General features: G+C 32.8%; 6 protein-coding genes and 4 tRNA genes. 8 read left to right on the top strand and 2 right to left on the bottom strand.

Going from position 1 to position 12700, the window contains the following annotated elements:
* Positions 1–128 precede the first annotated feature (128 nt).
* The 6 genes from ABNT65_RS09595 (at position 129) to ABNT65_RS09570 (ending at position 2321) form a co-directional block, all read left to right on the top strand.
* Positions 129–833 (top strand): ABC transporter permease, encoded by a 705-nt coding sequence (locus ABNT65_RS09595; protein ID WP_348704962.1) that lies wholly within the window; start codon positions 129–131, stop codon positions 831–833.
* A gap of 1 nt (position 834) precedes the next feature.
* Complete coding sequence (locus ABNT65_RS09590; RefSeq protein WP_348704407.1) at positions 835–1599, top strand: ABC transporter ATP-binding protein; 765 nt, start codon at positions 835–837, stop codon at positions 1597–1599.
* Between the two features lie 134 nt (positions 1600–1733).
* Positions 1734–1806 (top strand) — tRNA-Lys (locus tag ABNT65_RS09585).
* A gap of 28 nt (positions 1807–1834) precedes the next feature.
* Positions 1835–1917 (top strand) — tRNA-Tyr (locus tag ABNT65_RS09580).
* 207 nt (positions 1918–2124) lie between these two features.
* Positions 2125–2197 (top strand) — tRNA-Lys (locus tag ABNT65_RS09575).
* A 41-nt stretch (positions 2198–2238) separates the two neighbouring features.
* Positions 2239–2321, top strand: a tRNA-Tyr gene (locus ABNT65_RS09570).
* A gap of 193 nt (positions 2322–2514) precedes the next feature.
* Here ABNT65_RS09570 and ABNT65_RS09565 read toward each other — a convergent pair.
* Complete coding sequence (locus ABNT65_RS09565) at positions 2515–5991, bottom strand: reprolysin-like metallopeptidase (RefSeq protein ID WP_348747764.1); 3477 nt, start codon at positions 5989–5991, stop codon at positions 2515–2517.
* A 267-nt stretch (positions 5992–6258) separates the two neighbouring features.
* The gene (locus tag ABNT65_RS09560; protein WP_348747763.1) at positions 6259–8418 is read right to left on the bottom strand and encodes a C10 family peptidase; all 2160 of its coding nucleotides are present in this window, start codon (positions 8416–8418) and stop codon (positions 6259–6261) included.
* 406 nt (positions 8419–8824) lie between these two features.
* Here ABNT65_RS09560 and ABNT65_RS09555 point away from each other — a divergent pair, with 406 nt between their 5' ends.
* Complete coding sequence (locus tag ABNT65_RS09555; RefSeq protein ID WP_348738009.1) at positions 8825–11224, top strand: TonB-dependent receptor; 2400 nt, start codon at positions 8825–8827, stop codon at positions 11222–11224.
* A gap of 225 nt (positions 11225–11449) precedes the next feature.
* Positions 11450–12565, top strand: a complete 1116-nt coding sequence (locus tag ABNT65_RS09550; RefSeq protein ID WP_348747762.1) for a C1 family peptidase — start codon at positions 11450–11452, stop codon at positions 12563–12565.
* The last annotated feature ends 135 nt before the right edge of the window (positions 12566–12700 follow it).

Genomic DNA, 12700 nt, shown 5'->3' with positions numbered 1-12700 from the left:
AAGGTAGTTAAAAAACAAAGCTTAATCATATAAATATGGTTATAGTTAATGTTTTTTATACATTAGCAGAAAGAAAAAATCTATTTTAATTGAAGAATTATATTGAGCATATAGGTAAGTACTTTATTATGCTAAAACAAGTTTTTACAAAACCTCAGCGCGCAAGGGTTTTTAGAGAGGCTTTGTTTAGAGAAATGGAAGAGTTAGGGCATAAATCAATAGGTATTATTGCATTTATCTCTTTTTTTATTGGAGGAGTAATAGCTCTACAAACGGCTTTGAATTTGGAAAGCCCGTTTATACCTAAAACGTTAATTGGATTTGCAGCTAAACGATCGGTAATACTAGAGTTTGCTCCTACTTTCTGTTCTATTATTTTAGCAGGAAAAGTAGGCTCTTACATAACCTCAAGTATTGGAACTATGAGGGTAACTGAGCAAATTGATGCTTTAGAAGTTATGGGAATTAATTCGTTAAATTATTTAGTATTACCTAAAATAATAGCGACCGTTTTATTTTATCCTTTTCTAATTGTTTTGGGAATGTTTTTAGGAATTTTTGGAGGATGGGTAGCAGGTATTCTTTCTGGATTGTTTTCAGGGCTTGATTTTATTACAGGAGTTCAAATGGATTTCAAACCATTTTTGATAACTTATGCATTAATAAAAACAGTTGTTTTTGCCTTTTTAATAGCAACAATACCTTCTTATCACGGATACTATGTAAAGGGAGGTTCTATTGCTGTAGGAAAAGCTAGTACACAGTCAGTGGTATGGACAATTGTGGTTATTGTAATTGCAAATTATTTCTTAACCCAAATGTTATTAACGTAAGATGATTGAAGTAAGAGGATTGCACAAAGGTTTTAGTGGAGTAGAAATATTAAAAGGAATAACTACTTCTTTTAACCCAGGAGAAACAAGTTTAATTATTGGACAAAGTGGTTCTGGAAAAACAGTATTTTTAAAATGCTTGATAGGATTACATATACCAGAACAAGGAACAATTTTATATGATGGTAGGATGAATACCGAGATGTCTATTGAAGATAAAAGATTATTTCGTCAGGAATTAGGAATGGTATTTCAAGGTAGTGCACTGTTTGATTCTCAAACAGTGGAAGAAAATGTAATGTTTCCTTTAAAAATGTTTACCAAGCAGTCAGATGATGAAATGCTAGATCGTGTAAACTTTGTTTTAAAAAGAGTAAACCTAGAAAATTCAAATAAAAAATTCCCGGCTGAATTATCAGGAGGAATGCAAAAGAGAGTTGCTATTGCTAGAGCTATAGTAATGAATCCAAAATATTTATTTTGTGATGAGCCTAATTCTGGTTTAGATCCTAAAACAGCTATTGTAATTGATAATTTAATTCAAGAAATTACGGATGAGTATAAAATAACTACAGTTATAAATACACATGATATGAATTCTGTGATGGAAATAGGGGAGAAAATAGTTTTTCTCCAAAATGGAAGAAAAGCATGGGAAGGAAGTAGTAAAGAAATTTTCAAAACAGATAATGAGGCTGTAGTTGATTTTGTATATTCTTCGAACTTGTTTAAAAAAGTTCGAAAAGCATATTTAAATGATGTTTAGATTAACTTTTTGTTAATTGAATGACTATGAGTAAGGTGCGTTTTTTTTGTGATATTTTTATAAAAAAAATTTGTGTAATCAATAAAACCTACTATATTTGCACCCGCAAACGCAGAAATGCAAAAAGCAAAAATGACCGGGTAGCTCAGTTGGTAGAGCATCTCCCTTTTAAGGAGAGGGTCCTGGGTTCGAGCCCCAGCCCGGTCACATACGTTTTTTAGAATAAAAAGCTCTTGGGGAGATTCCAGAGCGGCCAAATGGGACGGACTGTAACTCCGTTGTCTTTCGACTTCGCAGGTTCGAATCCTGCTCTCCCCACAAAAGCCTTAATCAAACTGATTAAGGCTTTTGTTTTATATAAAATTTGTTTGTGATAAAACACCTAGAAAAGATCTAGGTGTTTGGTTTTTAGTATAATGAATAAGGGTTGTACTAATCTATTATTTTCTTTTGCAAATAAAGTTTGTATAATCAATAAAAGCTGCTATATTTGCACCCGCAAACGCAGAAATGTTAAAGCAAAATGACCGGGTAGCTCAGTTGGTAGAGCATCTCCCTTTTAAGGAGAGGGTCCTGGGTTCGAGCCCCAGCCCGGTCACAAAAAAGCTTCTTGATTATCAAGAAGCTTTTTTAATTCTTGGGGAGATTCCAGAGCGGCCAAATGGGACGGACTGTAACTCCGTTGTCTTTCGACTTCGCAGGTTCGAATCCTGCTCTCCCCACAAAAGCCTTAATCAAACTGATTAAGGCTTTTGTTTTAAAAAGATTTTACTACTTAGATTTTGTTATTAAATAGATGCAGGGGCATATTAAAGAAGAGACGTTATTTTAATATTAACATGAAAGGTCTTTGTTTAATCTAAAAGAGCCTATCTTAAAAAGACAGACTCTTTTGTTTGTGATGTAATATTTTCTCTATTTTACAACAATACGTTTTGAGGTACTTGTGAAATCATTTTTCAATAAGACTAAATATACTCCAGAAGTTAACTTTTGGGTATTAATTCCCTCTTTTGTTAAATTTCCTGTGTCTAATGTTTGACCAAGCATATTGACAATAGTGTATGTTGTGTTTGGGGCTTTGTTGCTATATGAAAATATTTTTAAAGTTTCTCCTTTGGATACTGGATTTGGAGAAAGTTTTAAAGACGATAACATGTTTTCATCTTCACTTCCTATTACATCTATTCTTTCTCCAAAAGCTACCACTGATTTTGAAATACTGTTAGTGCATGATGTTTCATAAATTTTAACATTTGAAAATGTAGAGTTGTTTCCAGACCCACTATCGTTATCATTTATAAATACTAATCTGTCCATATTTCCGGTGTAAGAATCACCAACTGGAATTACATATGTTTTTGTTCCACTGGTATAATTATCGAAATTCGTAACACCATAGTTTTGGGTTCCATATACCTTAAAGTATCTACTAGATGTTAGGCTATTGTCGTTTTCAAAACCAATAGCGTGAATTTCACCCTCAGAAGTACTGCTAAACTCAAACTCTATTACTGTGTTTGATGTTACTGTGTAATTGTAATTAATAAACTTCCATGTGTTATTAGTTAATGTTAGTGCGTTTCCACTAGCTTCAATAGAAAAGTTACCTGAGCTATCTTGATTAGAAAAGGAGCTGATTGTATAATCATTGAAGTTTAAAGATGTGCAACCTGGTGGTGTAGTGTTTCCAGAAGTTATCTTGATATTGTCTATAGCAATATCGCTAGACCATCCATTACCAGTGACTCCTATAAACCTTAAACTAACGTCTCCGCCTATATATGCATTTAAACTAACAGAAATATTATTCCATTGATTTCCTTTGCTTCCTGATTCTGTCCATAAATTTGTCCAGTTACTTCCATTGGTAGAGGCTTGTAATGTTAGTGAACCTATATTGTTGCCATACATATGGTTACTAAATGTAATCGTAGCAGAAGATTCTCCAGAAAGATCAAAGCAAGGGCTTTCTAAAATAGCGGTAGCATTAGCACCTATTTCGCCAGAGCTATTGTTGCTTGAAGCTTCTAAAAACATATAGAAGCTACCATTTGTTGCAGAATTAGGGCCTGTGTTGTTAGAAGGCGTTCCATTAGAGTTTCTAACCCAGTTACCATCATCTCCAGTAGCTTGAGTCCATCCATCGTTTGATTCGAAGCTTTCGCTGTAGGGTAATGATTCACATGTGCTGCCTCCGCCATCTGTTGTTGTGAAATTTACCGAAGCACTAAAAGCTGAATTGTTACTTGGACATTGACTTCTAACTTGTACTTCATACTGTGTAGAGGCTAATAGTCCTGATATTGTTGTTGAAGTTCCAGAAACATTAGAGGTAGTCCATGATGATGTTCCTACTTGTCGATGTCTTACGTTGTAGGTAGCTCCAGCTACTGCGTTCCATGATATTGTGGCTCCGTTTGCAGAGATTCCAGAAGCAGAAATTCCAGTAGGAACAGTTGCATTACAGGTAACAGTTCCAGTAATGGTGAAATTAACATTAGATATATCAAAGAAAATATGATTACTTCCTTTTACCATAATTCTATTTTGACTTCCTACTTGGTTTGGAATTGTTACATCTTGTGATCCATCATTTGAAACACCGCTAGCTAGTGTAATAGGGTATGTATTACCGCCATCTGTAGATAATAGTATATCAACTGTAGCAGCATTAATTTGATTTCCTGTAGTGCCTGCTACATTCCAAGTTACTGTTTGTGTACTTCCAACTGCGTAGCTTACATTTGTGTTTGGAGAATTTACAACAAAAGGACCTGCGCTTGCATTTACAGTTACTTTCATATCATCACTATTATTAGTGCCACCGCCAGCTCTATTATCTCTAACGGTCAGTCTAAAGTTTAAATCTCTGCTTACATTAGGCACAGCTTCCCATTGCCATGAAGTAGCCCCAGTTTTTATAGTTTCTAACCTAGGGAAATACCTTGAGGTGTTTGTTGTTGGTAAGTATGATCTGAACGCAACACCTGAAGTTGCATTTACGCTTGGGTTTTTGGTTGCTGCGTCGTCTTCGTCAATTTGTTCCCAGCAATAGGATAATACATCAGAAGAATCAGGGTCAGTAGCAGTACCAGTTAAAACAAATGCTGTACCTCTAGGAATAGTATAGTTACTTCCAGCATTTACTGTAGGAATATTGTTGCCAGTTGTTGTATTGGTTTGGCAAGAAGTAGTTTTTACGTAATCAGTAATTTGTTGTATTGTTGCTGCATGAAAATAAGGATCACTATTTGATTGAACATCTGAGGCTCCTGTGATTCCTGCATATCCCATAATAGTTGATCCGCTTCCAGGTTCCATTTGTACATTGGTTCCTTCATTTCTACTAAAGGTCCATGTGTGGTTTCCTCCAAATTGATGGCCAATTTCATGAGCTACATAATCTACGTCAAACACTTCTCCTTCAGGTATAGTTGTAGAGCTAAATGCACTACCTTTTCTACCATTAACGCATACACAACCTATACATCCAGCGTTTCCATTGTTGCTAGCTTTATGAAATAAATGACCTATGTCATAATTTGATTCACCAATTCTATTTGTTAAGGTGGTTTGTAGTTGTGAATTTAAGCTATTTGAATATGGGTCTGTACTAGCGTTTGTGTAAATTAAAGTATCAGTATTTGGAATAACTACCATAGTAACATTAAAATCTGATTCATAAAGACCGTTAACTCTAGTCATAGTAGCGTTTATTGCAGCTAAAGCACCTGCAATTGTTCCTCCGTGATGAGTTGTGTATTCTCCGGTTGTAGAAACTGCAATACGATAGGTTCTCAAAATACCGTCATCTGCATTTTTCTTAACAGCTCCTAATTTTTTTGACTTGGTTTGTGTTTCAGGCTCTGTTGTACAATTTAGTCCTCCGATTCTTTTAGGTTTGTCTGATCTGCTAAAAACAGAATATGTTTGTTTTGTTTTTGAATAGGGTTCAATAAAAATAGTTGGTTTATCAATGCTTAAGCGCATGCTTTGCAGTCCATCAGGCGAAATACTGAAACGGATTCTATCACCAGCATTCTTAATATTTACACCAGCATAAGATTTGATGTTAGGGTATTTAGCAGCTAAATCAGGGTGTAGTACTGAGGCTTCAAAAACTCGATAGTTTTCAAAATCCCCTTTATCATTAGGAAATGAAATAATTAGGTTAGACTTTTTGTTTACGCTTCTTTTTGGAGCTGTGATTAAAGTGTTTCTTAATGCGTCAATGTTTAAATGATATACATTTTTTGTTGGTAAGTTTTTTTCAATTGCTGATTTACTTGCTGAATTTTTGGATGCAGTTTCTTTTTTCCAAAAATTACTGTTTTGAGAGAACAAAGCAGCACTAGCCATTAACATGACTAAAAATAGTTTGTTTTTCATTTTGAAGGGTTTTAAGTTTGTTTTAATTGATTCTGACGTAAATTTAAAAAATATTTAACATAATCGTATTTTTTTTGTTAAAATATTATTCCAGGTGTGCTTTGGAGTATGGTTTTATTAGTAAAAGTTATAAGAAATAAAACGATTGATGTTAATAATTATAATTACTCTAAATTGATTCTGTAAAAATTTTTAACAACAAAAAACACCTAGAGAGAACTCTAGGTGTTTTAAAATTAGAATTAAAACTAAATGATTTTTATGATACTATTTAACCGATTTAATAAAAGGTTTAAGGTATTCATTACGATCATTAAAAATTCTTAAATAATACATTCCTGATTGTAAATTTTCTACACTAATTGTATTAGTATACTCTTTTCTTACAATTATTCTACCATTTACATCAATAACTTCATACAGAGCATTCTTCAAGCTAGTTGGAGCTTTTACTTGTATAAAATTTGTAGTTGGGTTAGGGAAGATGCTAAACTTGATTTGATCCTCAACAATGCTATTCTTATTGTTGGTAGTCTTTTTATTTGGACGAGCTGCAGTTTGAACAATGTTAACTACATAGTCTTCCACTTCTCCATCAGCAAAAGATTCACATGGAGTTTGTGCATCTTTATATTTCATAGATACACGCATTTTAGTAGTGCCTAATAATGCTTCAACAGGAATTAAAACATCATTAGTCTTATTATCTCCGTTATTTGTAAAGTCAGTAACTACCTTTTCGTTTTCTTCAAAAATTTCATTTTGATTAAAATCAATCCATACAGCAAAATGTTCAGGATAGGTACTACCACTAAATCCAGCACTAACGGTTAATTTATTAGTAGTTCCAGAAACAACGGTAGCTACTTTATCAGTAAAGTCTGCATAACCTCCATTTTCTCCTGTGCTATTTGTCATATCACCAAAAGCAACATAATCTATCCACTCGTATTTAATTCTGTTGCCTTTAGAAGAACAATAAGTCTCATCTTTTAAAACAGTTAATATGAATTCGTTTTTAGTAGTGTTAGTACCATCTGTAGCTTCAATAACAATAGTATGAGTTCCAGCATTTATAGAAGCAGGTGTTCCTTGTAAAGTATAAGCACCGTTAGTTGTATTTAAGGTAAGCCATGATGGAGCTTGCTTTAAAGTTACATTTACTTTATCCTTACGGTTTTCATCAGTTACTTTAAATGTATAGGTATATGCTTCGTCAACTTTAGTAAGTTCACTCGCTTTGGTATTGAATTGAGGAGCTAAGTTGGTAGGGTATAAATCAACCATGATTGCATTGTTGTCAATCCAGTTGTATTTACCTCCATGTGTAATCATTTCTGTTAAGTAGAAATATCCATTGCTTCTACCTGCCCATCCCCAGTTGATATGGAAAAAGTCTCCTTGATCAGTTGAGTCGTAACCATCTAAAGCAAATAAGTGTCCAGCACCTCCTGCGTCTGGGTCTTTTAAGTTTTTACTTCTACCAGAATATAAAACAGGTCTTTTTAAATCTAATTGAGACTTGATTAAATCATACCAGTCTTGATCTGAATAATAGTATCTATACTTCATTGAAGCACCTTGGTTGTACTTGAAGTTTCTTTTAAGAGCAGACAATGCATCTCTAGTATAAGCGCCAGAACCTCCATTGGCAGAAGTACCATAGTTCATTCTAACAGCAACACCGGCATGGTATGATAATTTGGCGTTTTCATCATCAGCTCTTGTTTTAGACATGTTGTCCCAATCATAGTTTTGTTGAGCAAAATTTACACTTAAGTTTCCATATTTTCTATGGTTGTATGAAGTTTCAGAATTACCAGTAGTTGGAAACTCCCAATAACGCATTACTTGCGACATAGCTGTGGCAACGCAACCTACGATAGCTTGCCCATCTTCATCACTTGGACAAAACCTGTTAAACCCACTAGATTGAGTATAAAGAATATCATCCATAAAAGGAGCTACAATAGTTTCTCTTTTTTGATCTCTTTTTTTTGCTGGATTTAAAATTTTGTTCCAACCAATATTAGGAGCTTGTTTGTTGCTTGCCTTTTGCGCTTGTGCACTTTCATAAACAAAAGATTTATATGCATTTAATAAATCTTTTGTTGTTGGATTGTCTAAATTTTGATCAAATAATCCAGTGTCAGAGTATGCTAATATAGGCTTAGTAGAATCATCTGCTGAAACAATAACAAAACCACCATTGTTATAATTAATAACGTAATAAACTAAGGTTTCTTTGTATTGAATTTCATCAATAGAAACTACTTTTTTAGAAGCTGTTTTAGCGTTTTTTTGTTGAGCTTTGTTAATCCATTTTCCAGCAACAAGAAGAGCTTTCTTTTTGCCTATAGGATCAGCAAAAGTGTTGTTAAAGCATAGTAAAAATAACATGCTTAAAAGGGTAATTTTAGTTTTCATTTATTAATAATATTTAAAAATTGAGTTCCAAAATTAGTATTCGATTAAAGGCTTTGAAATACGTACAAACCCTATTTGTTATCTAGGGCTGTTGAGTAGTGTTGGTAAGGGATGCTGAGTAGTGGTGTTAAAATAGTATAATAAAAGAATATGTTTACTGAAAATTGACTAAGTTTTGTGTTAATTACTTGAGGTAATTGTAGTTTTTTTTTAACCAAATTTTATATCAATTTTTTTGTAAAAAGAGAGTTGTCAAAAATTTTTTTTAATACTTAAACTTTTTAGTACTAAAACTGGAGTTTGTATTATGATTGTTAGATGTGAATGGATTATATTTTTTTTGTTTAATTTTTCACGTAAAATCATAAACAAAATATGTATCTTTACCTAGCCAAATAATATATAAATGAAGCGATTTTTAGTTTTTACAGCATTTTTTCTAGTAATTGGTATTTATGCTCAGGACACAGGAATTATAAGAGGTAAGGTTATTGATAGTAAAACAAGAGAAACATTGCCCTACGTTAATGTTGTAGTTGTAGGAACTCAAAAAGGAGGTGATACTAATGACAATGGAGAGTTTGAGATAAAGGATAGCCCATTAGGGTATCAAAAGGTAAGGGCTTCTTTTGTAGGATACAAATCTGTAATTTCTGAAGATTACTTGGTAACAAAAGAAAAAGTGCCTTATGTGGTAATTGAGTTAACAGAAGATGCTACGCAATTAGCAGAAGTTGAAGTAAAAACTAAGTTGTTTAAAAAAACACTGGAAAGTCCACTTTCTTTACAATCTTTAGGAGTAGCAGAAATAGAAAGAAATCCAGGAGGGAATAGAGATGTGTTACGAGTAATACAATCCTTTCCAGGGGTTGCATCTAATCCAGGATTTAGAAATGATATCATTATTAGAGGAGGAGCAACTTCAGAAAATAAGTTTTATGTAGATGGAATTGAAGTGCCAGTTATCAATCATTTTCAAACACAAGGAGCTACCGGAGGACCAGTTGGGATTATGAATACTGACTTGATTAGAAAGGTAGACTTTTATTCAAGTGCCTTTCCTTCAAATAGAGGAAATACGTTAAGTTCTGTTATAGAGTTTACACAGAAAACAGGAAATCCAGATCGGTTAAATGCCAGAGCTAGTTTAGGAACTTCAGATGCTGGAATTACATTAGATGGTCCGTTAGGTAAGAATACAACTTTCATAGTATCTGCACGTCAGTCTTATTTACAGTTTTTGTTTAAACTAATTAAGTTACCATTTTTACCTACTTACAACGATTTTCAATTCAATATTAAAACAAAGTTGAGTGACAATAGTGAGTTAGCTATTATTGGGTTAGGAGCTATTGATGATTTTGAAATTAATAAAGAAGTTAATGATGGAGTAACAGAAGAAGAGACTTTAAAAAGAAATCAGGTTATATTAAATACTGTACCTGTAAATAGCCAATGGAATTATACAGTTGGGGTAAATTACAAGCGATTTGGAGAAAAAGCTACTCAACAATTTATATTTAGTAGAAATGAGTGGAAAAACAAAGCGGTTAAATATTTTTTGAATCAAGAAACACCTAATAATTTATTATTAGATTATTCATCAAAAGAAATAGAAAACAAGTTTCGCTTTGAAAATACAATCAAAAACAGAGCGTTTACTTTAAACCTAGGGTTTAATTTAGAACTAGCAAAGTATACAAATAATACCTTTCAAAAGGTGGTTAATACTACGAGTATTGCTGAGAAGAATTTCTCATCTTCGGTAAACTTTGTGAAGTATGGTCTATTTGGACAATTTTCTAAATTGTTTTTTAAAGATAGATTAGGGGTGTCGTTAGGTTTTAGGTTTGATGGAATAGATTATAATGATGATATGAAAAACATTTTAAATCAGTTTTCTCCAAGAGTTGCTACTACCTATAATTTTACAGATAAATGGTCTTGGAATTCTTCAATAGGTATATATAAGCAGCTCCCGTCATATACAGTAATGGGGTTTAGGAATACAGCTAATGAGCTGGTAAATAAGCAAGGATTAAAGTATATAGAGTCACAACACTTTGTATCTGGATTGGAGTTTAAGCCTAATGAAACAGCTAAAATTACAGTAGAAGGTTTTTATAAGAAATATAAAGATTATCCATTTTCAGTAAGAGATCAAATAAGTTTAGCAAATTTAGGAGCAGATTTTGGTGTCGTAGGAAATGAAGAAGTGATTTCTAATTCTACAGGTAGAGCCTATGGATTTGAGGTGTTAGCTCAGAAAAAATCATATAAAGGTTTGTATGGAATTGCCGCTTATACTTTTGTACGTAGTGAATTCAGTGACCGTACAGGTAATTTTATCCCTTCTAGTTGGGATAACCGTCATTTATTAACCATTACAGCAGGTAAAAAACTAGCTAAAAATTGGGAGGTAGGAACTAAGTTTAGATTGGTTGGAGGACGCCCTTATACGCCTTATAACTATAATGCCTCTTCCATAAAAGCAAATTATGATATAAGTAATGGAGGGATTTTGGATTTTGCTAGATTAAACGAAGCTCGTTTTGATACTTATACGCAATTAGATATTAGGGTAGATAAAACGTGGTACTTAAAGAAATACTCTATTAATTTATATATGGATGTGCAAAATGTATATGCAAGCTCATCTGATAGACAACCTTTTTTATTACCACAAGAAGATGGAAATGGTGTACGATTAACAGATCCTGATGATAGTTCCAGATATTTATTAGAGGAAGTACAAAGTACCTCAGGAAGAGCAATTCCTCGTATTGGAGTTATTGTAGATTTTTAATTGCAAAGGCGATGACCAAGAATTTAATTTTCCGATGTTTTACATCAAATAGTTTTTTAATATTTGACACTCGGTATCCTTAATATGCTTACATCAGGACAGTTTATTATTAAATGTCTATTAATTTAACTTTTTAAATAATATGTTAAAATTGCGTAATCCTATAGGGTACATGTGAGCAAAAACTGTAAATTGCCCAACAAAACAACTAAAAAGCACATAATAATGAAAAAAATACTAGTAGCAGCTGCTTTGTTGGTAGGAAGTGTAAGTGGAATATATGCGCAGAAATACCAATTTAAAACAGTTAAAGATATTGAAGATACAGAAGTTAAAAGTCAAGGAAGAACTGGTACTTGTTGGAGTTTTTCTACTACTTCATTTTTAGAATCGGAAATTATTAGATTAACAGGTAAAAACATCGATTTGTCTGAAATGTATTCAGTAAGAAATACGTATTCAGAAAAAGCTGCTAATTATTTGTACCGTCAGGGAAAAGCACAGTTTAGTGAGGGTGGTTTAGCACACGATGTAATTAATTCTGTTGCTAAAAACGGATTAGTTCCTGAGCAGGCATTTACAGGGTTAGATCTTGGGCAAACGAGTCATAATCATAGTGAATTAGTGGCTGTTTTAAAAAGTATGTTAGATACCTATATTAAAAACCCTGCAAAACAATTAAGTCCAAAATGGCGTAAAGCTGTAGAAAGTGTTTTAGATGTGTATTTAGGAGAAAATAAAAAAGAGTTTGTATTTGAAGGTAAGACATATACCCCAAAAAGTTTTGCTGAATTTGTAAAGATAGCCCCTGCAAATTATGTGACTATTAGTTCTTTTGAGCATGCCAAAAAATACGATAAGTTTATTTTAAATATTCCAGATAACTTTTCAAATGGTATGTTTTACAATGTATCTTTAGATGAAATGGTTAGTGTTACGGAAGAGGCTATTAAAAAGGGATATACTGTTGAGTTAGATTGTGATGTATCTGAAAAAACATTTTCATCAAAGGCAGGTGTAGCGGTAATTCCAGCGATTAGTTCAGAAAATAAGAAAGCGTTAAAAGAAATAGTAGAAGAGAAAAATATTACTCCATCTTATCGTCAGGCAGAATTTGAAAACTTTAATACTACAGATGATCACTTAATGCATATTGTTGGTATTGTTAAAGATCAAAAAGGGAATAAATACTTTAAAGTAAAAAATTCATGGGGAACTAAACAAGGAAATAAAGGATATGTATATATGTCTATACCTTACTTTAAATTAAAAACCATTTCTGTATTGGTACATAAAGATGCTATAGCAGGAAGTTTAAAAAATAAGTTAGCTATACAATAGTATTTTAATAAAATAGTATAATGCATACAAAACCCAGAGCGTTAAGTGTCTGGGTTTTGTGTTGTAATAAGAAAACATGAAGAGTAAATAGGATGGTGCATGAAGGATAACTGGGAAAATACCTCAAGGCTAATA

This window comes from Tenacibaculum sp. 190524A02b (genome assembly GCF_964036645.1).
Taxonomy (GTDB): domain Bacteria; phylum Bacteroidota; class Bacteroidia; order Flavobacteriales; family Flavobacteriaceae; genus Polaribacter; species Polaribacter vairaonense.
Note: the sequence above shows the minus strand (reverse complement) of the source record. Positions and strands in the feature narration are given on the sequence as shown.